This is a genomic window from Duganella violaceipulchra (genome assembly GCF_019166075.1).
GTDB lineage: Bacteria > Pseudomonadota > Gammaproteobacteria > Burkholderiales > Burkholderiaceae_D > Rugamonas > Rugamonas violaceipulchra.
Genome location: NZ_JAHTGR010000013.1, coordinates 204467 through 228182, shown reverse-complemented (window position 1 = coordinate 228182; position 23716 = coordinate 204467). Strand labels below are relative to the sequence as shown.

General features: G+C 64.0%; 15 protein-coding genes. 12 read left to right on the top strand and 3 right to left on the bottom strand.

Annotated features, from left to right (window positions below; all coding sequences use genetic code 11):
- Window positions 1–71: 71 nt before the first annotated feature.
- From KVP70_RS23350 to KVP70_RS23310, 9 genes are all read left to right on the top strand, one after another.
- Window positions 72–10343, top strand: coding sequence for a hemagglutinin repeat-containing protein (locus KVP70_RS23350; RefSeq protein ID WP_217944772.1), 10272 nt, complete (start codon window positions 72–74; stop codon window positions 10341–10343).
- Window positions 10340–11197, top strand: coding sequence for a PoNe immunity protein domain-containing protein (locus tag KVP70_RS23345; protein ID WP_217944771.1), 858 nt, complete (start codon window positions 10340–10342; stop codon window positions 11195–11197). The genes KVP70_RS23350 and KVP70_RS23345 overlap by 4 nt, the downstream gene beginning before the upstream one ends.
- A gap of 82 nt (window positions 11198–11279) precedes the next feature.
- The gene (locus KVP70_RS23340) at window positions 11280–12251 is read left to right on the top strand and encodes a hemagglutinin repeat-containing protein (RefSeq protein WP_217944769.1); all 972 of its coding nucleotides are present in this window, start codon (window positions 11280–11282) and stop codon (window positions 12249–12251) included.
- A complete protein-coding gene (locus tag KVP70_RS23335) occupies window positions 12157–12996 on the top strand; it encodes an aldo/keto reductase (RefSeq protein WP_217944767.1) in 840 nt (279 codons plus the stop codon). Before KVP70_RS23340 ends, KVP70_RS23335 begins: the two co-directional genes overlap by 95 nt.
- Window positions 12997–13005: 9 nt before the next feature.
- Window positions 13006–13737, top strand: coding sequence for a hypothetical protein (locus KVP70_RS23330; protein ID WP_217944765.1), 732 nt, complete (start codon window positions 13006–13008; stop codon window positions 13735–13737).
- An 82-nt stretch (window positions 13738–13819) separates the two neighbouring features.
- The gene (locus KVP70_RS23325) at window positions 13820–14233 is read left to right on the top strand and encodes an RcnB family protein (RefSeq protein ID WP_217944763.1); all 414 of its coding nucleotides are present in this window, start codon (window positions 13820–13822) and stop codon (window positions 14231–14233) included.
- Window positions 14234–14286: 53 nt separating this feature from the next.
- Entirely contained in the window at window positions 14287–15360 is a 1074-nt protein-coding gene (locus KVP70_RS23320) for a DUF4272 domain-containing protein (RefSeq protein WP_217944761.1), read from the top strand.
- Window positions 15361–15373: 13 nt separating this feature from the next.
- Entirely contained in the window at window positions 15374–15829 is a 456-nt protein-coding gene (locus tag KVP70_RS23315; RefSeq protein WP_217944759.1) for a YbaK/EbsC family protein, read from the top strand.
- Complete coding sequence (locus tag KVP70_RS23310; protein WP_217944757.1) at window positions 15823–17868, top strand: alpha/beta hydrolase domain-containing protein; 2046 nt, start codon at window positions 15823–15825, stop codon at window positions 17866–17868. The genes KVP70_RS23315 and KVP70_RS23310 overlap by 7 nt, the downstream gene beginning before the upstream one ends.
- Here the strand turns inward: KVP70_RS23310 and KVP70_RS23305 are convergent, their stop codons facing one another.
- Window positions 17869–18492 carry a pyridoxamine 5'-phosphate oxidase family protein gene (locus KVP70_RS23305; RefSeq protein ID WP_217944755.1) on the bottom strand — a complete coding sequence of 208 codons (624 nt, stop codon included), beginning with the start codon at window positions 18490–18492 and terminating at the stop codon, window positions 17869–17871.
- Window positions 18493–18517: 25 nt separating this feature from the next.
- A complete protein-coding gene (locus tag KVP70_RS23300) occupies window positions 18518–19063 on the bottom strand; it encodes a carboxymuconolactone decarboxylase family protein (protein WP_217944753.1) in 546 nt (181 codons plus the stop codon).
- 116 nt (window positions 19064–19179) lie between these two features.
- On the opposite strand from KVP70_RS23300, the gene KVP70_RS23295 reads away from it, so the two are divergent.
- The 3 genes from KVP70_RS23295 to KVP70_RS23285 all read left to right on the top strand — a co-directional run bounded on the left by KVP70_RS23295 (window position 19180) and on the right by KVP70_RS23285 (window position 23061).
- Window positions 19180–20079, top strand: a complete 900-nt coding sequence (locus KVP70_RS23295; RefSeq protein ID WP_217944751.1) for a LysR family transcriptional regulator — start codon at window positions 19180–19182, stop codon at window positions 20077–20079.
- Window positions 20080–20262: 183 nt separating this feature from the next.
- Window positions 20263–21624 carry a nucleobase:cation symporter-2 family protein gene (locus tag KVP70_RS23290; protein WP_217944749.1) on the top strand — a complete coding sequence of 454 codons (1362 nt, stop codon included), beginning with the start codon at window positions 20263–20265 and terminating at the stop codon, window positions 21622–21624.
- A gap of 75 nt (window positions 21625–21699) precedes the next feature.
- Window positions 21700–23061 (top strand): 8-oxoguanine deaminase, encoded by a 1362-nt coding sequence (locus tag KVP70_RS23285; RefSeq protein WP_217944748.1) that lies wholly within the window; start codon window positions 21700–21702, stop codon window positions 23059–23061.
- On the opposite strand, the gene KVP70_RS23280 is transcribed toward KVP70_RS23285, so the two are convergent.
- The gene (locus tag KVP70_RS23280; protein WP_217944746.1) at window positions 23037–23699 is read right to left on the bottom strand and encodes a hypothetical protein; all 663 of its coding nucleotides are present in this window, start codon (window positions 23697–23699) and stop codon (window positions 23037–23039) included. The genes KVP70_RS23285 and KVP70_RS23280 overlap by 25 nt on opposite strands.
- Between the last annotated feature and the right edge of the window lie 17 nt (window positions 23700–23716).

The following is a 23716-nucleotide window of genomic DNA, read 5'->3' as shown; positions in this document are numbered from 1 at the left end:
TCGCCACGCTGAAGGACAGCGGCGCCAGCATCGTCATCGCCAGCCAGAGCATGAGCAACCAGGGCGGCAGCGTGCTGGCCAGTGGCGACGCCACGCTGGCGGTCACCGGCGCCGTCAACAACGCGCGTGGGACGATCCAGGCGCAACGCGACCTGCAATTGACGGCGGGTGGCGCACTCAATAACGCGAGCGGCGTGATCGAAGCCGTCACGGCGGCCAGCAGCCTGACGCTGCAGGCGAGTACGATCGACAACAGCGCCGGCCGCGTGGTCAACGTCGGCACGGGCGCGGCTACGGTGAGCGCCCAGGGGCTGGTCACCAACAGTGGTTTGATCGCCGGTAACGGCAGCCTCGATCTGGCGGCCGGGTCTTTGCGCAACCTGACGGGCGGCAGCGTGCTGTCGGGACAGCGGATGGGCCTGGACGTGGCGCAGCAGCTGGACAACCAGGGTATCGTCAACAGCGGCGGTACGCTGACGTTCAACCAGACTACGGCCATCGTCAACAACAGCGGCCAGATCGTCTCGGCCGGACAGGCGACCATCGCCGCCGGCAGCCTGAACAACGATGGCGGACTGATCGCGACGCTGTCGAATTCCAACGCCGGCATCGTAATCGCCAGCCAGAGCCTGAGCAACCACGGCGGCCGGGTGCAAGCCAGCGGCGACGCGGTGTTCAACGTCGGCGGCGCGCTGGACAACGCGCAAGGCACATTGCAAGCGGGTCAGGATATGCGCCTCAACGCTGGCGGCGTGCTGAGCAACAACGCCGGGGTGATCGAAGCCCTGGCATCCGGCAGCGCCATGCACGTGCAGGCGGGCGCCATTGACAATGGTAACGGCCGCATCGTCAATGTCGGTGCGGCGGCCACCAGCGTTAGCGCCCAGGGCGGCATCAGCGGCGGCGGTACCATTGCCGGCAACGGCACGCTGGACCTGAGCGCGCAGAGCCTGCAAAACAGCGGCAGCGTGTCGTCCGCCGGTTCGATGACCTTGTCGCTGTCGCAGTTGCTGGACAATCGCGGCGCCATCAACAGCGGCGGCACGCTGGATTCCTGGCAAACCATCTCGCAAGTCACTAACAGCGGCACGTTGACGGCCGCCGGCCGGATTGGCGTTAGCGCGGGCAGTTTGAACAACGATGGCGGCCAGATCGCCACACTGAGCAATTCCGGCGCGGACATCGGCCTGGACAGCCAGACCATGAGTAATCGCGGCGGCAGCGTGCTGGCCAGCGGCAACGCCGTCGTCAACGTTTACGGCGCGCTGGACAACGCGCACGGCACGCTGCAAGCCGGCCGTGACATGCGGGTGAGCGCTGGCGGCGCACTCGGCAACGCCAGCGGCGTGATCGAAGCGCTGGCCGCCGGCAGTACGCTGGCGGTGCAGGGCCAGTCCATCGACAACATGGCGGGCCGCATCGTCAACGTCGGCAACGGCGATAGCAGCATCAGCAGCCAGGGCAGCATCGTCAGCAGCGGCATGATCGGAGGCAACGGCAACCTGTTGCTGTCGGCGCAGAGCGCGCAAAACCTCGCGGGCGGCACTATCGCTGCCGGCGGCAACCTGGAGCTGGCGGTAACGCAGCAGATGCAAAACCAGGGCACGGTCAGCAGCGTCGGCACGCTCGGCTTCACGCAAACCGGCGCCAGCTTCAGCAACAGCGGTCAGATGATGGCCGGCGGCACGGCCACGTTCAACGCGGCCAGCTTCAACAACGATGGCGGGCAGATCGCCACCAGCAGCGCATCCGGCGCCGACATCAGCGTCACCAGCCAGAGCATCAGCAACCGCGGCGGCAAGATACTCGCCAGCGGCGATACCACGCTGAGCAGCGGCGCCGACCTGGACAACGGCTCCGGCACGCTGCAAGCCGGCAAGAGCCTGAAGCTGGGCGCCGTGGGCGCGCTGGGCAATGCGGGCGGCACCATCGAGGCCGAAGGCGCCGTTGGCACGCTGGACTTGACAGCGGCAACCCTTGACAGCAGCGGCGGCCGCATCGTCAACGTCGGCATCGGCGATACCAATGTGCTGATCGGCGGCGACCTTGTCAACAGCGGCCTGATCGCCGCCAACGGCAATCTCGCGCTGAGCGCGCATACGCTGAAGAACGACACCGGCGGCAGCATCGGCACGGCCGGCAACCTGCTGCTGGCGGTGGACCAGCAAGTTGACAACCACGCCGCCATCACCAGCGCCGGCACGCTGACCTTCACTCAGGCCGGCGCCAATCTGAACAACGACGGCAAGATCGTCGCCGGCGGCGCCATCACCATCGTCGCCCAAGCCGTCAACAACAATAACGGCCAGATCGCCACCGCCAAGAGCGGCGGCGCCGACCTGGCGCTGAGCGCGGTCAGCCTCAGCAACGAGAAAGGGCAGATCCTGGCGGACGGCAAGGCGGTGCTGACCATCGCCGGCGCGCTGGACAACGTGCAGGGCACCATCCAATCCGGCAAGGACTTGCAGATCGATGCCGGTGGCGCGCTGATCAACAGCGGTGGCGCGATCGAAGCGGCCGGCGCCACCGCCGCACTGACGCTGAAAGCACTGTCCATCGACAACGGCAACGGCCGCATCGTCAACGCCGGCAGCGGCGATGCCAGCGTCACCAGCTTGGGAACGATGAGCAATGCCGGCGTGATTGCCGGCGGCGGCAACCTGCTGCTCGGCGCCGTCAGTTTGCAAAACAGCGGCGCCGGCATCATCGCCTCGGGTAGGAACATGACCTTGCAAGCGACGCAATTGCTGGACAACCTGGGCACGATCAACAGCAGCGGTACGCTGACCTTCAACCAGGCCGGCGCCAACCTGAACAATAGCGGCCTGATCATCTCGGGCGGCAATGCGCAGATCGTCGCCAACCAGGTCAACAACAACGGCGGCCGCATCGGCACCGGCGCAGGCACCGATGGCGACCTGAGCCTGACTGCGCAACAGCTGAGCAACGAGGCCGGAAATATCACCACCGGCCGCGACCTGGTCGTGGTCACTCACGTATTGCAAGGCAACGGCGAACTGCAAGGCGGCCGCGACCTGGCGCTGAGCATGGACGGCGACTACACCCGGGGCGGCGGCACCCCGCAGTTCCATTCGAACCGCGACCTGAGCCTGACGGTGACGGGCAATATCGTCAACAACGCCACCTTCGAGGCGGTAGGCAAGCTGACGCTGAGCGGCAACAACGTCAGCAACAACGCCGGCGCCGTGATGCAGGGGCGGGGTGTGGCGGTCAATGCGGCGGGCAACCTGACTAACGCCGGCCAGATCAACGGCTCGGCAACGGTGGACCTGAAGAGCAGCGGCACCATCGACAATACCAATGCCATCGTCGGCGGCAACCTGACCCTGGAGGCCCAGAACCTGAACAGCACCGGCGCCAGCACCTTGCTCGGCTCGACGGGCACGATGGCGCTGGGCGTGGCTGGCACCATCAACAACACCGGCGGCGCCAGCATCTACAGCGGCGGCAGCCTGAGCATCGCTGGCGCGCTGAACGGCGGTACGACCGGCCTGGTCAACAATATGTCGTCGACCATTGAAGCGGCCGGCGACCTGTCGCTGAACGCGGCCAGCGTGAACAACATCCGCGAAAACGTTACGCTGATCAAGGTGCAGACGGTCGATGAGACCAAGCAGATGTCGTTGCCGAGCTGGTCCCATCATGGCGACAACCATAATAACTACGACCCCAACTCCAGCAATTACGTCCCAAGCGAGCTTTACTACGTCAATCCTGACGACGTCCTGGAAGACAAGATCATGTTTGCGCCGGACGGCAATGCTTATGGCCGCGCGGTCATCCGTACGCACGCCAATGACTCCGCCTTCTTCTGGGCCGCGTCAGGGGCCTACAGCGCGCAAGGGGAGCGCCTTCGCATTGCGATGAGCGACGGTACGCGCGTGCTGTACTATATGGTCCGCAAGGACAATCAGGCCAACCCTGACCAGGGCGGGCCAACCGGCACGCCGACCGACCTCTATTTGGGCGCCGTCAACCACTGGAACAGTGGGCCGATCGCGTATTCCAGCCAGTACGGCAATTGCTCCTCCAACTGCGTGCGCTTCGAGACCCAGCCGGAGTACGACGATCCGACCTCGACTATCATCCGTGTTACGGCGCGTGCGGTGGCCCCGCAATCCGGCAAGCTGGAACAATCCCGGCTGGCGCACCACACGGCGGAAGAGGACCAGATCGCTCCGGGTTCCGGTGCGGTGGCGCAGATCCTGTCCGGCGGCAATATGCGCCTGACCGTCGGCCAGGCGCTGACCAACCAGTACGGCCAGATCATGGCCACGGGCGGCCTCGCCATCGACGGCGGCGCAGCCATCATCAACCAGGGCGCGACGCTGTACCGCAACCACACTTTCGACGGCACCTGGAAAACCGACGACGGCCAGGTCGTTGCCTACACCATGCCATCGCAGAGCGAAATAATTGGCTCGGCCGCCGGCGTGATCTCCGGCGGGAAAGGCGTATCGATCATCGGCCGCAGCTTCAGCAACGTCGACGTCACGGCCGGCACGGTCGGCAATATCCGCGACAGTGTCACCGTGCTCGCAACCGGCAACAACAGCGCCAGCGGCGCCAGCCATGCGACCGGCAACGGCGCCAGTGGCGGCAGCGCCGGCGGCCACGTCGGCGGCAGCGGCGTTGGCAACAACGCGGGCGGCGCCAGTGTGGCCGGCGGCAGCGGCATCGCCAATCAGGCGGCGCATGGCGCGCAAGCCGGCGCTAGCGGCACCGTCAATCAGGCGGCACAAGGCGCGCAAGCCGGCGCTAGCGGCATCGCCGGTCAGGCGGCGCAAGGTGCGCAAGCCGGCGCCAGCGGCATCGCCAATCAGGCGGCGCAAGGTGCGCAAGCCGGCGCCAGCGGCATCGCCAATCAGGCGGCACAAGGTGCGCAAGCCGGCGCTAGCGGCATCGCCAACCAGGTGACGCATGGCGCGCGAGCCGGCGCTAGCGGCGTCGCCAACCAGGCTGCGCTTGACGCGCAAGCCAGTGCTAGCGGTGTCGGCAACAACGCGGCGCTGGGTGCACAAGCAGGCGGCAGCGGCTTGTCCAACCAGGCGACGGATGCCGCGTTGGCGGGCGGCAGCGGCCTCGGTAACCAGGGACATACGCGTCTGGATACCAGCGGTAGCGGCGCCTACAACGGCGCCCGCGACATTGATAACGTCAACGCCATCGGCAAGGCCAGCTCGGCTGCGACCAGCGGCGCGGCGCACGGCAGCGGCGCCGGTGGCCAGGCGCTTGGCGACGTCAACTCCGGCCACGGCGCCAGCCTGGCGCAGAACGCCGCCAACAGCGGCGCGGTGGTCAAGGTGACGCCGAACGGGCTGTCGCTGCTGAACCCGAACGCCAACGGCAGCCACGTGTTCGAAACCCGTCCGCAGTTCGCCAATCATGGCGACTGGATCAGCAGCGACTACCTGCTGAAGGCGCTCGACACCGATCCAGCCGTCACGCAAAAACGTCTGGGCGACGGCTTCTATGAACAGCGCCTGGTGCGCGACCAATTGATCGAACTGACCGGCCGCGCACCCACCGGCGGCCAGAGCGACGACAGCCGCTACAAGGAATTGCTGACCAGCGGCATCAGCGTCGCGCAGCAATACGGCCTGCGGCCCGGCATCGCGCTGAGCGCCGACCAGATCAGCCACCTGACCAGCGACATCGTCTGGATGGAAACGGAAACGGTCAGCCTGCCGGACGGCACGGTGGAAAACGTGCTGGTGCCCAAGGTCTACCTGGCCCATGCGGGCGCCGACGCCGTCAAGGCCAGCGGCGCGCTGGTGACCGGTGACGGCGTCGCCATCAACACCAGCGACAGCATCGTCAACCGTGGCGGCCTGATCGACGGCGCCAACGGTCGTACGCTGCTGGTGGCGGGGCAGGACATCGTCAATCAGGGCGGCGCCATCAAGGGCGGCGCGGTCGGTCTGCAGGCCGGGGGCGACGTGGTCAACCAGTCGTTGACGGTCAAGCAGGAATATGCCAGCGTCAACACCAGCGGCAGCTACACCACGCTCTCCAACCAGGCCAGCATCACGGCCGGCGGCGCGCTGGCGATCAAGGCCGGGCGCGACGTGACCGATACCGGCGGCACCATCGCCGGCGCCAGCGTCGGCATGGTCGCTGGGCGCGACGTCAACTTCAACGCGCTGCAAACCGGCAGCACCTACGCCTCGCAGGTGGCCGGCTTCACGGAAAAAGACAGCAGCACCGGCTACAAGACCGGTCAGGTCGCCAGCAGCGGCGACCTGAAGCTGGTGGCCGGCCAGGACATCAAGCTGAGCGGCACGCAGGTGGCGATCGGCGCCGCCGGCAACGGCACGCTGCTGGCGGGGCGCGATGTGAGCATCGCGGCCGTCGTCAACGAAGTCAACATCAGCAAGCAGAATGATCCGGGCAGCAAGCTGTACGACAAGGAGATCCGCCAGAACCAGAACGTGGTGGGCGCCTCGGTGACGGCCGGCGGCAACCTGACCGTCAAGGCCGGCGACAGCGGCCTGGGCTCGCTGGCGATCGCCGGCAGCAGCCTGGCCGGCGGCGGCAAGGTGCAACTGGCGGCCAGCGGCGACGTCAGCATCACGCAGGTGCAGGAGACCCATCTGACCGACCTGGCGCACCATGACGAGTCGAGCAGCATGTTCAAGAAGAGCAGCAACAGCTCGGCCGATTACAGCAACGTCAGCAAGGTGGTGGGCAGCAGCGTCAGCGGCGACGCGGTCTCGGTGCAGTCCGGCAAGGACATCGTCGTCACCGGCAGCGAGCTGAGCGCCACCGGCGCGCTGACCCTGAACGCGGGCCGCGACCTGCTGGTGGCCAGCGCGCAGCAGAGCGGCAGCGAGCAGCACAGCGAACAACACGAACGCAGCGGCTTCTCGTTCAATGTCGCCTCCGGCGCGCTCGGCTACAGCAAGAGCGAACAGGCCAAGGCCGGCAACGGCAACACAGTGACGCAGGTGGGCAGCGTGCTCAGCGGCGGCAGCGTCAGCGCCAGCAGCGGACGCGACACTGTCATCCGCGGCAGCACGGTGGTGGCCGACAAGGACATCGTCGTCGATGCCGGGCGCAACCTGAGCATCGTCAGCGCCGAGAACAGCAGCGAAGGCGCGTCGTCGAGCGGCAGCAAGAAGTCCGGGTCGATCGGCACGACGTTCCAGCCGGCCATCGGCACGGTCAAGAGCGCGAGCGACGGCACCAGTGCCAGCGTGACGCAGGTGGGCAGCCAGATCGCCAGCCTGGGCGGCAATGTGACCTTGAAGGCGGGCGAGCAGTACACGCAAACGGCCAGCGAGGTGAAGGCGCCGCAGGGCGATATCGACATCGGCGCCAGCGACGTGCTGATCAACACTGCCATGAACAGCAGCGACAGCAGCGACCATACGATCTACAACAAGACAGCCATCGGTGGCACGGTCAGCATGCCGCTGGTGGATGCGTTGAAGAGCGCGAACAGCATGGTCAGCGCGGCGAAGAACACCAGCGACGGCCGCATGCAGGCGCTGGCGGCGTTGAACGCGGTGGGCAGCCTGCAAGATGCTTACAAGGCCTACAACGCGGTCCAGAACACGGGCATCAAGGTCAGCATCAGCCTGGGCAACCAGACGAGCGACAGCACGGTGGTGCACGCCAGCGATACGGTTGTGGGCTCCACCGTCTCGGCCGGCGGCAGCGCGACCATCAACGCGAGCGGCGCCGGCAAGGACAGCAACCTGACGGCGATCGGCAGCGACATCACCGCCGGCAAGGACGTCAACCTGTCGGCCGACAACCAGGTGAATTTGCTGGCGGCGCAGAGCACGGCCAGCCAGCACAGCACCAACAGTTCCAGCGGCAGCAGCATCGGCATCGGCTTTGGCATCGGCGGCACATCGAACGGTTTCACGATCGATTTGGCCGTCAGCCAGGCGCGCGGCAAGGCCGACGGCGACGACATCGGCTACACCAACAGCCACGTCACGGCCGGCAGCCAGGTCAACTTGAGCAGCGGCGGTGATACGACGCTCAAGGGCGGCGTGATCGCGGCGCCGACGGTGGTGGCCGACATCGGCGGCGACCTGAACATCGAGAGCCTGCAGGACAGCAGCAAGTTCAACAGCAAGCAAAGCAGTTCCGGCCTGAATGCCAGCCTGTGCATTCCACCGTTCTGCTACGGCGCCAGCACGGTTGGCGGCAGCATCGGCAAGTCGCATGTGGACGGCGACTTCCTGTCGGTGCTGGAGCAAAGCGGCATCAAGGCCGGCGAAGGCGGCTTCCAGGTGGCGGTGGCAGGCAATACCGATCTGAAGGCTGGCCTGTTGAGCAGCAGCCAGACGGCCATCGACCGGGGCAGCAACGTGCTGGTCACCGGCAGCCTGACCACCAGCGACTTGCAGAACAAGGACCATTATGATGCCGGCGGCTTTGCGTTGTCCGGTTCGGTCAGCGGCAAGCTCGGCGACCAAGGCAAGCTGCCCGACACGTTGAGCAAGGAACAAAAAGAGGCTGCCACCGCCGATGGCAAACCGGGCGCGAGCGGCGGCTTCGGCTCGGCCAGTGGCGACCAGGGCAGCACGACGGCAAGCGGCATCAGCGGCGGCCTGATCGCCATCACCGACGAGGTCAAGCAACTGGCGACGGGCAAGGATGCGGCGACAGCCGTGGCAGGCGTGGATCGCGACGTGACGACGGAATCGGCTGCGGCCAAGGCCGGCGCTTTGGTCAAGGGCTGGGATGCGCAGCAGTTGCAGAAGGATGTCGACGCTCAGATCGCTATTACGCAGGAGTTCAGCAAGCAGGCGCCGAAAGCGATTGCTCAATATGCTGGTGACCAACGCGATGCATTGGTGAAGCAGGCCAAGAGCGAGACGGATGTGGATAAGCAAAAGATATTGTTGGCTGAGGCTGAAAAATGGGACGAGGGTGGCGCGTATCGCGTAGCGCTGCATGCCGTCAGCGGTGGATTGACTGGCGGGCTAAGCGGAGCCCTTGGCGCTGGTGTGGTCGCTGATAGGGCCAAAGTTCTGGATGATCTGCAAGTCCAAGCCCGAGACGCATTGGTGGCACAAGGCGTCGATCCTGAACTGGCGAAGACTATTTCACAGGGGTTGGCCGAAGCTACTGCGCTGGGAATTGGCTCCGCTGTGGGTGGCACGGCAGGCGGTGCGGCTGCACTCGCCACGGACACGAATAATCGGCAATTACATGACGCCGAAATCAAGCGTATTCGCGAGTTGGCAAAAGGCGATCCTCAGCAGGAAGCAAGGCTGGTGGCCGCTGCCTGCGCGCTGGTGCATTGCGCTGAAGGTGTTCCGAAGGACGATCCCGCTTATGCCTACCTGAAGACTATGCAAGACATGGGGCAGGGCATGACGGCGGAACGGACTCTGCTCGACGGTCAGCGAGGACAGGACGGCAGGATTTACGGTCCACTGTTCCAGTACACGATTGGGATGGGTTTCCAGGACGGGCTGTCGCGAAACCAGATCGGTACGCGATTGGAGGGGACAGTACAGGCTGGGCTGTCGGCGGCAGGGCTGTCGGGCGATGGTCTTGCGTGCACTACCGGCATTGGCTGTGTGGCAGCCGCTGTAAGCGGTACGGTCTTGACTGACAACTTGATTGCTGGCACCAAAAAGGCGATAACGGGACAGGGGGCCGTAACCTATGGTGAGCAGGTACTGCAAAGCTTGGGGCTAAGTCCACAAGCAGCGGCTGCGACGTATGCAATGGCTGGCATGTCACCTGCTATGATTGATGGTGTGAAAGCTACTTTGAGCCCGCTAGTTCTCAGCGGTGTCGATAAATTGGCTACCAAGGCATTGTTGAACAGCGGCGGCGTGCTGGATGTCAATGGACAAGCTCTATTGGATTTAAAGAGTCTCACGTCGGCACAAAAAAGTGTGATGGGAGATTTGTTTGGTCAAAATACGGTAAGGCAGATTGTGCCAGATGGTCAGAAGTTGGCGCGTATCCCTGGTGTTGGCGAGACGGGGATTGATGACCTGTACAAGGTGAACCGTCCGGGTGTGGATTACGTGGTGATTGAATACAAATTTGTAGGGACGGATGGTAAAACTGGGGCGTCAGCTTTAGGTAGCACCGCAGATGGTTTACAGGGGTCGACGAGTTGGACTGCTGGCAGTAAGCGCATAGAGAAGGCGGTTGGGAATGAGATGCTAGCTGCAGACATTGCTGACTCCGTCAAAGCTGGGCGGACCGAAACGTGGGTTGTAACCACACGCGCAGATGGCGCCACTGAACTGCAAGTCTTGAATACATTTGGCAAACCTAAGGCAATAGATATGTCCAAGATAATTCTTCCGAAGAGTAACCTGAACGGAGCCAAACCATGATACGCGACTCAATGGGAGATATGGCTTATTGGGATAAATGGGTCGAACACAGTCAGGCTCGAACAGTAAAAATGCTTTCTGCGTTGGCACTTCCTAGTCAGAATCCGGTATACGATCCACAATATTCGCTGGACGCGTCATCTGAGTTTCTTCGGTTGATTCTACGAATGTACTCGCGAGGTGACCCCATCCGTGAATTGGCCAGGCATTTTTTTGGCATACTCGATGCGTGGGAGCTCTCTAACCGTCTGACCAAGAAGGTGTATGAAGAGCATCATTTAAAAAATTGCCGCGACTGGACGTTTGACCTTGCTAATTTGAACCACTATAACTTGTGCTTCTGGCTGGTAGGCCTGGCGCTCACGTTAGGTATTCAGGATGATCAATGGAACCGTTTGGTGATGCTGATCGATGCAGCTGGGCAGGATGAGTTGCTCGATCGCGTAATGGCAACTCGTCAGATAGATCGAACCATTGGCACCCGCCTGTTGCATCCCAAACCCTATGCCCGATTGCTCAAAGCGATAGATGCGTCCGAGGATCAGCGGCCAAAGTTTTTACGCGAGTTCGTGGATAACTGGTATCCAGAGTTGGCACGCAAGGGTAAGGACGAACTTTGGTGGTATATCTATGGCGATCCGGTAAAGCACCCTTTGGAGAAAGGAAGCTATTTTGGGCGGTGGTGCATCGAAGCAGCGGTCGTGGCAAAAGTATTTGATATCGACGACACCTTGTGCTTGGGACATGAGCATTATCCGGGTGACTTGCTGCGGCCGAATGGACCGAGCACGCATGCAAAGCGGCCTGTGGCAAAACCTGGTTTCCTGAAAATGTGGTTAGGCGGTAAGCGTTAGGGCCGCAACCGCGCAGATGGGGGAGTGTGGTAACAGCCGTCACTAGACATTCCTGACCAGCGGCATCAGCGTTGCGTCACTGGTGACCGGCGACGGCGTCAGCATCCAGACCAGCGACAGCATCGTCAACCATGGCGGCCTGATCGACGGCGCCAACGGCCGCACGCTGCTGGTGGCGGGGCAGGACATCGTCAACCAGGGCGGCGCCATCAAGGGCGGCGCGGTCGGCTTGCAGGCCGGGGGCGACGTGCTCAACCAGTCGCTGACGGTCAAGCAGGAATACGCCAGCGTCAATACCAGCGGCAGCTACACCACCTTGTCGAACCAGGCCAGCATCACGGCCGGCGGCGCGCTGGCGATCAAGGCCGGACGCGACGTGACCGACACCGGCGGCACCATCGCCGGCGCCAGCGTCGGCATGGTCGCGGGGCGCGACGTCAACTTCAACGCGCTGCAAACCGGCAGCGCCTACGCCTCGCAGGTGGCCGGCTTCACGGAAAAAGACAGCGCCACCACGTACAAGACCGGCCAGGTTGCCAGCGGCGGCGACCTGAAGCTGGTGGCCGGCCAGGACATCAAGCTGAGCGGCACGCAGGTGGCGATCGGCGCCGCCGGCAACGGCACGCTGCTGGCGGGGCGCGATGTGACGGTGAGTGCCGTCGTCAACGAAGTCAACATCAGCAAGCAGAACGATCCGGGCAGCAAGCTGTACGACAAGGAGATCCGCCAGAACCAGAGCGTGGTGGGTGCCTCGGCCAGCGGCGACGTAGTGACGCAGGTGGGCAGCCTGCTCAGCGGCGGCAGCGTCAGCGCCAGCAGCGGACGCGACACGGTCATCCGCGGCAGCACAGTGGTGGCCGACAAGGACATTCGGGCGTTACTGATAATGGCCGGCCGACGGTGCTTGCCTGAAAGGCACGGTTGGGAATACCATACGTTTTTTAACGGCAGGTGCCACGATGAAAACTGTGAGCTTCCCTTCGGGATCAACGGTGCCAGTGCTGGGGCAGGGCACCTGGAACATGGGCGAGGAATCCGCCCGCAAGAACGATGAAATCCGCGCACTGCAACTGGGCCTGGACCTGGGCATGACGCTGATCGACACCGCCGAGATGTACGGCGAGGGCGGTGCAGAGGAAGTGGTGGGCGCCGCCATCGCCGGCCGGCGCGACGAGGTTTACCTGGTCAGCAAAGTCTATCCGCACAACGCCAGTTTCGAAGGCACCCAGGCCGCGTGCGAGCGCAGCCTGCGCCGCCTGAAGGTCGATGCCATCGATCTCTACCTGCTGCACTGGCAGGGCCACTACTCGCTGGACGAGACCATCGCCGGCTTCGAAGCGCTGAAGATGGCCGGGAAGATCAAGTCCTACGGCGTCAGCAACTTCGACCTCGAAAGCATGCAGGACGCCGTCGGTTGCGGCGCCGTCGCCACCGACCAGGTGTTGTACAACCTGTGCAAGCGCGGCGTCGAATTCGATCTGCTGCCGTGGTGCCGCCAGCAGGGCATGCCGCTGATGGCCTACTCGCCGCTGGAATCGCACGGCCGCGAACAGGCCGCGCTGCTGGACAACCCCGGCCTGCGCGCCGTCGCCGATGCCTACGGTGTGACACCGGCGCAGATCGCGCTGGCGTGGGTGCTGCATCAGGGCGGCGTGATCGCCATCCCCAAGGCCACCGATCCGGCACATGTGCGCGCCAACCGGGCCGCCGCCGATATCAAACTCTCCCCGCTGGATCTGGCCGCGCTGGATCTGGCTTTCCCTCCACCACGTCGCGCCCGTGTGCTCGATATGCGCTAATCAGGATTTATGAAACACGAATTACTTATTTTAAGCCTGCTGCTGGCCTGTAGCAGCGCCGGCGCACAGGAAGTCCCCGAGGCCGAGGTGGAGGCGCCGCAAGTGGTTGAAGTGGGCGGCGTAAAGAATCCTGAGTTGAAGTCCTACAAGGTCATGCTGAAAGGAGTGGATGCATTCGACGAGCATCGCAAGTACGCGCCCGCCGCACCAATGAAATTCAAGCTGGTGTCCGCCACACCGGGCGCACAGGTGGACGGCGTCACATTGCGTATCGCCGGCGACAATACCTCCGAAAACGTCCCCATCGCGGCGGATGGCACTTTTGTCCTGCCGCGCATCCAGGCGGCCATCGACGACAAGGCGGATCTGGTCACCAACAAGAGGAAAAGTCTGGTGCGCTGGCGCGGCGACATTCATACCCCCGGCGTGCCCGCGAACGCGCGCCGCCTGGGCGACCTGCGCATGGAGTGCGAGATCGGCTGGGCCGTCAACCGGGAGGACATACCCTTCCTGATTCGCAGTGGGCTCTCGCTTGCTGGCGGCGCTTGTCACATCAAGAGTGTTCAGCTGCGCTACCAGGCGCCATTGAACGCAGCCGGCGTGACGTTGGTGTCCGGCGATCGACGCCTGCCGCTGCCATTCATCCCCAAGTACAAAAATGTGTTCTCACCGCCTTTGGCCGACACCAGCTGGGATGACGAAACGCTGATCGAATACGACATCCCGGCGGCGCCCATGTAATACGCTGCGTACGCCAACGTACAGAACCTTGTGGGCTGGCGGCGTACCTTGGCTCATCCGCAGCGAACCCCAAGGAGCTGAAATGAACAAGAACATGATAGTGGCGGCCGTGTTGGCTGCCAGCGTGGCCGGCATCGGTCCCGCAGCCGCGCAGGATCGTCACGACAACGGCCGACGTGGCGGTCCTGGTCATAGCCAGTACGAAGACCGCAACGACCACCGTTACGATCGCAGCGACGAACGCCGCAACGACCGCTCCGACTACCACCATGACGACAACCGGGACCACGACCGTGGCGCCGGCCCGCGCCATGACCTGCGCAAAGGCGGCCGGCTGCCACCTGAGTACCGCGGCCGTCAATACGTGGTCGACGATTGGCGCGGCCATCGCCTCAGCGCCCCACCACGCGGCTACCACTGGGTGCAGACCGGCGCCGACTACGTGCTGGTCGCCGTCGCCACCGGCGTGATCCTCAGCCTGTTGCTGAGTAACTAGAACCGCGCGCGGCTCTGCTACACTGCTGGACAGCGCAAACTGTCCAGCAAATTATGCTAAACCGACTCAAACACCTGTTCTCCCCCAAAGACACCAGCCAACACATTCTGATCAACGCCTACTGCACGGTAGCGGAGGTTCCCAAGCCTGGCTTCCCGCATCTGCTCAATGCACGGCGCGACCTGTCCGATCCCGAATTGCAGCCCCATCTCAATGGATTCATGAACCACCTGGCCCAAGCAGGTGAAGGCCGCATGACGCAGGTCCGCTATCATGTGATCCGTCATGTGCAGCGCGTGCGCCAGCATGTCGGCCTGTCCATCGAGGCCGGCGCAATGAACAGCTTCGCCGCGTGGGCGGAGGCCGCAAACGCCATCGTCTTCATGGCCGACGGCAGCGTGCGCGATCCGCAAGGCCGCATTCTGCTGGCTGCCACCGGCGACGACGGTGATCCGCAAGCCGTGGTTCCGTACCCGCCGCAGGCCTGGCAGCGCAAGGCGCGCTCGGACGAGCTGCTGGCCGCCCGCAAGGTCGCGGTGCCGGCAACACTGCCGCCGCTGGTCTCCGAGCCTGAGCTGCGCCTGCGCACCCCCGAGGATGTGCTGCGCAGGATGCTGGCGCTGTTCGTAGTCGCGATCCGCGCGGAATCGCTGGCGGGCGGCCGCGCCATCGCTGTCAACGACCTGCAAAAACGCTTTCCTCCAGCCTTCGCCAGCCTGACCGATGCGGAGCGGGCTTTCCTCGCCAAGGAGACCCCCGCCGAGCAGGAAACCACCCAGTTCCTGTGGCGGTATGAAGCCATCCTTGTGCTGCAATGGGCGCTTGGCCTGCAGGTGGCGCTGCCGTTCGCCGACGCGATCTGCGACGTGGCCGCGATCTCGCGCACCGTTATTGATCGCGGCACCGAAGGCCTGCGCAAGCAGCTGGCCATGCGCCCGGCGGCGGAGATCCTGGATGCGCTGGATCTGCACTACCGCCTGCACTGGGCCACACGCCAGGCGATATTGAAGAAGACCGCCACTCCGGCGGGGCTGAACGACGGCGTGCTGCAAGAGCGTCACCAAGCCTTGAACTGGCTGGTGCAATTCGAAGACCGCGACTGGGACGAAGTCGATACACCAACCTGACCTGCAAACACCTATGAGCCTACAATCCGTTCGTGAGTTTTTCCTCGCCCGAGACCTTCATCTTCCGATCGTGGAGCTGGATGTCAGCACCGCCACCGTGGCGCTGGCGGCTGAAGCACATGGCGTCGAGCCGGGGCGCATCGCCAAGACGCTGGCCTTCCGTGTCCGCGATGGCCGCGTGATCCTGCTGGTCGCCAGCGGCGTCGCGCGTATCGACAATCGCAAATTCCGCGAGGCCTTCGGCAAGGGCAAGATGCTGCCGGCCGAAGAGGTGGTCGAGGCTACCGGCCATCCGGTCGGCGGCGTTTGCCCATTCGGCCTGGCGCAGGCGCTACCGGTGTATGTCGACGAATCGCTGCGCGATTTCGACGAAGTGCTGCCGGCCGCAGGTTCGGTCAACAGTGTGGTGCGGATGGCGCCGGACATGCTGGTGACGATCACGCAAGGACAATGGGTGGACGTATGCTGATCAAACGGAAGCTGGCATTGCTGGCGATGGTGAGTGTGTCGGTAACGGCGCTGGCCGCCGTCGAGCGGATCGAGATCAAGGAACGCGCTCCGTTTGCGCCGGGAGTGACTTACGGCGAAGCAGGCGCCTACGAAAAAATACGCGGCATCGCCTATTTTGCGCTGGACCCGAAAGCGGCCGCCAACGCGGCCATCGTCGATTTGAAGCGCGCACCGCGCGATGCGCGCGGACGTGTGCTGTTTTCCAGCGAGTTCATTTTGTTGCGGCCTGCGGGCGGCCTGCCATCCAGTCTGATTTACGATGTCAACAACCGGGGCGGCATTGCCATGCTGGGCCAGATCAACGGCCGCAGCCCGGCCAACAACGATCCGGCCACCGCCGCCGACGCCGGTGACGGCTTCCTGATGCGGCACGGTTTCTCGATGCTGTTCTCCGCCTGGACCTGGGATGTGGCGCCGCCAGCCCCCGGCGCGCGGCCGCTGGTGTTTGCTCCGCCTCTCGCCCAGGGCGTCAAGGGCAGGGTGCAGAACGAGTTCACGGTCAACGCGCCGGTGGACATTGCCACCTACGCCGGCATGCGCGGCCTGACCTACGAACCGGCCACGCCCAACGATCCGCACGCACAGTTGACCATGCGCGCGCGTCCCGGCGACAAGCGCCGTCTTGTCCCTCGCAGCAGCTGGCACTTTGTCGCGCCTGAGCAGGCGGGCGGCCCTGGCCGCGTGCGGCTGGACGACGGCTTCAAGCCCGATACGATCTACGAACTGACCTACGTCGCGAAAGATCCATACGTGACCGGCGCCGGCCTGGCCGGCATCCGCGATCTGCTGGCCTACTTCCGCGACAAACCGTTTGAAGGCGCGCCCGTGCCGAAGAACGTGCTGATGTTCGGCATCAGCCAGTCCGGCCGCGTGATCGGCCGCATGCTGCACGATGGCTTGAATGTGGACGAATCGGGCCAGTTGGTCTTTAGTGGCGCCTATCTTCATGTGCCGGGCGCCGGTGGCTCGGCGGGTTTCAACAGCCGCTTCGCACAGCCGACGCGCCATCCGTCGATGCTGGAGGAGCACGACTATCCAGCGGACGCTTTCCCGTTCACCACCGCGCCGTCGCGCGATCCTGTCAGCGGCCAGACCGCATCCTATCTCGATCATGCGCGCGACAAACAGGGGCGGCTGCCCAAACTCATCATCGCAAACACCTCGACCGAGTTCTGGAATCGCGGCGCATCGCTGATCGCCACCACACCGGACGGCATGCAGGACGTGGCGCCGGCGGACAATGTGCGCATCTATGGCTTCATGGGGGCGCAGCATTACGTGGGCCGCTCGCGCACGCGTGCGCCGTTCACCGCGTGCGTATCGACCAGCGACCATTATCTGCCGATGCGCGCGCTGGTCCTGGCCTTGGACGACTGGACCAGCAAAGGCAAGCAGCCTCCGGCCAGCGCCTATCCGCAACTGGCTGACCGCACGCTGACCACGGTGGCCGATTACCGCGCCATCTTCCCGGCAGGCTTAGGCCTGACGCCTCCGGAGCAGAACCTGCGCGAGCCGCGCCTGGACTTCGGTAGAAGGTTCGCGAAGCAGGGCATAGCGGACAAGGTTCCGCCCGATAGCGGCGACGAATATGAAACCCGCGTGCCCGTGCCGGACGCGGACGGCAACGACAAGGGCGGCGTGCGTTTGGTTGAGGTCCAGGCGCCGCTCGGCACGCATACCGGCTGGAACCTGCGCGCGCCGGAGACCGGATTTGCCTGGGCTACGTCGCGTTTCGACGGCAGTTTCGTTCCGTTCGCCCGCACCGAGGCCGAACGGGCCGTCAGCGGCGATCCGCGTCCGAGCCTTGAGGCGCGCTATCCCACCCGCGACGATTTTGTCGCCGCCGTGCGCGCCGCCGCGCAACGCCAGATTGCAGCGGGCCTGCTGCTGCCTGAGGATATGGACCGCACCCTGACCGGCAACGCCGGTTTGTATGACCGCATCATGCAGCACGACCCTGCCGACAAGGGTTGCGCTTATCTGTATGCCGCCCCGTAACTAAGTTGTGCCGGTTGGCGCCGTGAGCTTTGCCACCTGCTCCTTCAGCTGCTTGAGCTGGGCGAGCAGGGGCGCGGTCATGGCGGTGACTTCCTGCTCGGTGTAGCGCGGCGTGATGTGCTGCGGGCAGTTCCAGTCGTAGCCTTCCACGGTGATGATGAAGGCGCGCTCGACTCGGGCCTTGTAGCCCGGCATCTGCAGCAACTCCATCAAGGCCGGATCGTCCGCCGCTTCCACGATGCGTGTGCGGCCGACGATTTTCATCCGCACCTGCCTCGCGTAATCGACCAGTATCATCGAGATGCGGTCATCCACCTTCAGGTTGCCGACACTGAGGTACTGCAGATTGCCGCGGTAGTCCGCGAAGGCCAGGGTTTTCGCGTCGAGCACGCGCAGGAAGCCTTTCGGTCCGCCGCGATGCTGCGCATAAGGCCAGCCGGTCTCGCTGACGGTGGCCTGGTAAAAATGATCCATCTCTTCGATGAAGGCGATTTCCCTTTCGCCCAGGCTGTCCTGCCGTTCTTCCATCTGGTCGAGAAACGCATAACGGGCGCGGCTCCCCATGCTGCTCTGAACCTCACGCACCGCCGGCGTGAAGGTGATATCGGAATAGGCGCATCCCATGATGTGCTCCTCGATCAGTGTGAAATCAGGCTGCGATTTTCAGTTCGACTTTCGGGAAATCGATCTCCACGTGGCTGGCTTTGGCGAGAATATTGGTCAGGAAGTTCATGCCGACGTGGGTGATGATCTCGACGATGTCCGATTCGCTGTAGCCCGCGCTGCGAATGGCGGCCAGCTCGATGGCGCTGACAGCGCCTTTGTTCTCCATCAGGCTTTGCGCGAACTTCACCGCGACATCGGCTTGCGCATCGGTGCTGTTTCCGCTGCGGGCGGCGTTCATTTCTTCGGTGTTCAAACCGGTCTTGCGGCCGATCGCGGTATGGGCGGAGAGGCAGTATTCGCAGCTGTTCTGCTGCGCCAGCGCCAGGGCGATGCGCTCGCGGGTCAAGGCGTCGAGCGAGCCGCCATTGGCCACGCCGTGCAGGCCCAGGAAGGCGCGCAGCGCGACCGGCGAATTGGCGAACACTTTCAGGAAGTTGGGCACCATGCCCAACTGGCCCTGGATGGCGTCCAGCAGGGCTTTTTGTTCGGCGTTGGCGGTGGCGGTTTCGATGGTGGCGATACGGTTCATGGTGGTTTTCCTTTAGGTTGGGTTGTTTGTTCAGCGAACACTTGTAGTTTCATCGATGTGCGGGATAATGAGAATCCGTTGTTTTTGCAATAAACTATTTCTAATTTGGGAATAATATGGACAAGCTTTCCGCCATGGCGATCTTTGTGGCAGTCGTCGATGAAGGTGGTTTCGCCGCCGCCGCCCGCAAGCTGAAGATCTCGCCGCCGGTGGTCACGCGCGCCGTCACGGAGCTGGAGGAGGGCATGGGCGTGCGCCTGCTGCTGCGCACCACGCGCGTGGTGCGGCTGACTGAAACCGGCGCGCGCTACGCCGCCGATTGCCGCCGCATCCTGGCCGACGTGGCGGAAACCGAAACCTCGGCCGCCGGCGCGCACGGTGCGCCGCGCGGACGGCTGGTGATCACCGCCTCGGTGATGTTCGGCGCGATGTACGTCACGCCCATCGTCACCGAATACCTGCGGCGCTACCCGGAAACCGATGTCGAATGCCGCTTCCTCGATCGCGTGGTCAACATGATGGACGAGGGCGTGGATGCGGCGATCCGTATCGGCGCCTTGCCCGATTCCAGCTATCAGGCGGTGCGGGTGGGGCAGGTGCGGCAGGTGGTGTGCGCGGCGCCGGCCTACCTGGCCGAGCGTGGCGTGCCCGCTACACCACAGGCCCTGGCCGGCCATGACCTGATCGCCGCCACCGCCGTCACGGCGACCAATGACTGGCGCTTCGAGTACGACGGCAAACCGCAAACCGTGAAGGTGCACCCGCGCCTGAGGAGCACCAGCAACGACGCCGCCTTGCGCGCCGCGCTGGACGGCTTCGGCATCACCCGTGTGCTGTCCTACATGGCCGCGCCGTACCTGGCCAATGGCCGTTTGAGCACCATCCTGTCCTCCTACGAGGCCGCAGCGGTGCCGGTCAGCGTGGTGCACCACGAAGGCCGGCATTCGTCCCGCAAGCTGCGCGCCTTCCTCGATCTGGCGATCGCCACGCTGCGTGAAGACGGTGCGCTTCGATAGAAAAATTGTATACAAAATTCGTTGACAATGTATCCGACGAGGCGCAATATCGTTGTCAATTAAACGCGCCGGTCACGAGCTGTTGCGTTGCTAAGCATCATTTCTACGCACGGTTAAGGGCAGCCCGTGTGGGTAGTAGTTGCAAAGTAACGCCCAATAAAAAAGACAGACGGAGACGCGTTTATGAATCACTTGTTATTTCAGGTCGAGGACCGACCACCCCTATTCACAACCATATTGCTGGCGGCGCAGCACATGCTTGCCGCATTGGGCGGCATCATCGCCGTGCCGCTGGTGGTGGGCGCCGCGCTCAAACTGCCGGCGGACCAGATCATCACCCTGATCAACGCCGCCTTGCTCGGCTCAGGCATCGTCACGATCATTCAGTGCAAAGGCGTAGGTCCAGTCGGCATCAGGCTTCCTTGCGTGATGGGCACTAGTTTCGCCTTCGTCGGCGCGGCCATCAGCATCGGTCTCGAACACGGCGTTCCGGCGATCCTTGGTTCGTCCCTGGCGGCTTCGGTGGTGATGATCGTCGGTAGCTGCTTCATGCCGAAGATCCGCAAGCTGTTCCCGCACGCCGTCACTGGCGTGGTGGTGACGATGATCGGCCTGTCGCTGGTGCCGGTGGCGGTGGACTGGGCGGCGGGCGGCCATGCGCCGGGCGCTGTTTATGGATCGCCGCTCAACCTGGGCATCGCCGCCTTCGTGCTTGTCACGGTCATCATGCTGGTCCAATTCGGCAAGGGGATTGTATCCGCCGCTGCCGTGGTGATCGGCATGTTCATCGGCTACCTGCTGTGCGTCTCGCTGGGCATGATCGACTTCACGCAAGTGCAGAATGCGCCGATCTTCGCGCTGCCGCAGCCGCTCCATTACGGCATGACCTTCCCGGTGGCCGGCATCGTTGCGATGGCGATCGCCTACCTGGTGACGATGGTGGAAACCACCGGCACCTTCATGGCGCTGGGCGCCGCCACCAACACCAAGATGCGCGGCAAGACGCTGGCGCGCGGCATCCTGTGCGACGGCGTCGGCTCGGCCTTCGCTGCGTTGATGTCCAGCCCTCCGGTATCGACCTTCGCGCAGAACGTCGGCGTGGTGTCGTTGACGGGTGTGGCCAGCCGCCACGTGGTGGCGCTGACCGGCGTGATGCTGCTGCTGGCCGGCCTGTTCCCGGTGCTGGGCGCGGTGGTGGTGACGATCCCGCAACCAGTGCTGGGCGGTGCGGGCTTGATGATGTTCGCGATGATCATCTCGGCCGGCGTGCAGTTGCTGAGCCACGTGGAGCACACCAAGCGTAACGGCGTCATCATGGCGGTGTCCATCGGCTGCGGCCTGGCGGTGACGGTGCGGCCGGAACTGCTGTCCCAGCTGCCTGCCTTCGTCAAGGAAGTCTTCGGCTCGGGCATCACGGTTGGCGCGCTGGTCGCGGTTGCCCTGAACCTGGTGCTGCCTGAACGTCCGGTGGAATTGACCGACGACGATGAAGAAGAGGAAGTGCCACCGCAGGCTTTTTTAACCTCCGAGCGTGAAGCAGCTTAAAATACGCTCAATATCAACCTGACTGTTTCCGCAGTGCCCGCGCATTGTTTCCGCAGTGTTTAACCATCATAGAACATGACTAAAACCCTACTGATCAAAAATGCGCGCGTGCTGGTAACGATGGACGACGAGCGCCGTGAAATCGCCGACGGTGCCGTCTATATCCGGGACAACGTGATCGAACAAGTCGGTCGCAGCGCCGACCTGCCGCAGCAGGCCGACGAAATCATCGACGCGGCCAACCACGTGGTGATGCCCGGGCTGGTTAACACCCATCACCATATGTACCAAAGCCTGACGCGCGTGATTCCCGCCGCGCAGAACGGCGAACTGTTTAACTGGCTGACCAACCTCTATCCGATCTGGGCCAACCTGACGCCGGAGATGGTCAACGTGTCGACGCTGGCGGCGATGTCGGAGCTGATCATGTCCGGCTGCACCACCAGCAGCGACCACCTGTACATTTACCCCAACGGCTGCAAGCTCGATGACAGCATCGAGGCGGCCGGCAAGATCGGCATGCGCTTCCACGCCGCGCGCGGTTCGATGAGCGTGGGGCAGTCCAAGGGCGGCCTGCCGCCGGACCGCGTGGTGGAGGAGGAGGGCGCGATCCTCAAGGACACGCAACGCTTGATCGAAACCTATCACGATGCCGGTCGCTACGCGATGCAGCGCATCGTGGTGGCGCCGTGTTCACCATTTTCGGTCTCGCGGGATCTGATGAAGGAAGCCGCGACGATGGCGCGCAGCTTCGGCGTGTCGCTGCACACGCACTTGGCTGAAAACGCGAACGACATCGCTTACAGCCGCGAAAAATTCAATATGACGCCCGCCGAATATGCCGAGGATTGCGGCTGGGTGGGCCACGACGTCTGGCACGCGCACTGCGTGCAGCTGGACGACGATGGCATCTACATGTTCGGCCGCACCGGCACTGGTATCGCGCATTGCCCTTGCTCGAATATGCGTCTGGCGTCGGGCATCGCGCCGATACGCAAGATGCTCGACAGCGGCGTGTCGGTGGGCTTGGGCGTGGACGGTTGCGCCTCCAACGATTCCGGCCACATGATGGGCGAAGTGCGGCAGGCGATGCTGTTGCAGCGCGTGGGCTTCGGTCCGGACGCGATGACGGCGCGGCAGGCGCTGGAAGTTGCCACGCTGGGCGGCGCCAAGGTGCTGAACCGCGATGACATCGGCGCGCTCAAGCCGGGCATGGCGGCGGACATCGTGATGTTCAAGCTCGATACAATAGGCTTTGCCGGTGCGCTGCACGATCCGGTCGCGGCGCTGGTGTTCTGCACGCCACCGAATGTCTCGTACAGCATCATCAACGGCAAGGTGGTGGTGCGCGACGGTGTGCTGTGCACGATCGACCTGCCGGTCGTGATCGAGCGCCACAACGCGCTGGCGCATCAATTGGCGCTGGCTGCCCGCTGATAGCTGGCGATGGCCTGGTTCACGGCCTGCTGCATATGCTGGTCATGGGCTGCCTGGTCCTCCGGCGCGGCGTCGGCGGCGGGCGGATGGCCTTCGCTGCGCTGGCGCCGTTCGTCGAGCGCCTGTCCCAGATAAACATCTTCATTGCCAAACCATTCCAGCGTGATGCGTTCGCCGAGCGTGCGGATGCGCAATTGCTGGCGTTGCTGCTGCCAGCTGCCGATGCGGTTCAGGTCCTGCGATGCCGCGTCGTTTGATGTGAAGCGCTGGGCCGCCAGCAGTTCGTCATGTGCGGTCAGGTAGGCCTGGTAGTTGGCCGCGATCCGGATTGCTTCGGCGGCCGCGCCGGCGGGGAGCACGCGATGCAGATGGTCTGCCAGCGCCTGCATTCGGCCGGCCTCTCTGCGGTAGAGCAGAAAGCCGTCCATCACCTTGCGCAGCGCGAAATCGGCGATCAGGTCCTGATTGTCGGTGAGCGAGATTTCGCTTGTCGGATTGGCGGCGGCGCTTGTCGGCGCTGGCGGCGGCCGGTCGGCAGCGTGGGGCGCCACCGAGATCCTGGCCTCGGTGGGCAGGTCTTGCGTTGGCGCGTTCCTTCCTGCCCAGACGGTGAACAGGAAGGCCGCAGCGAGCGCCATGAATGCCGCCGCTACTT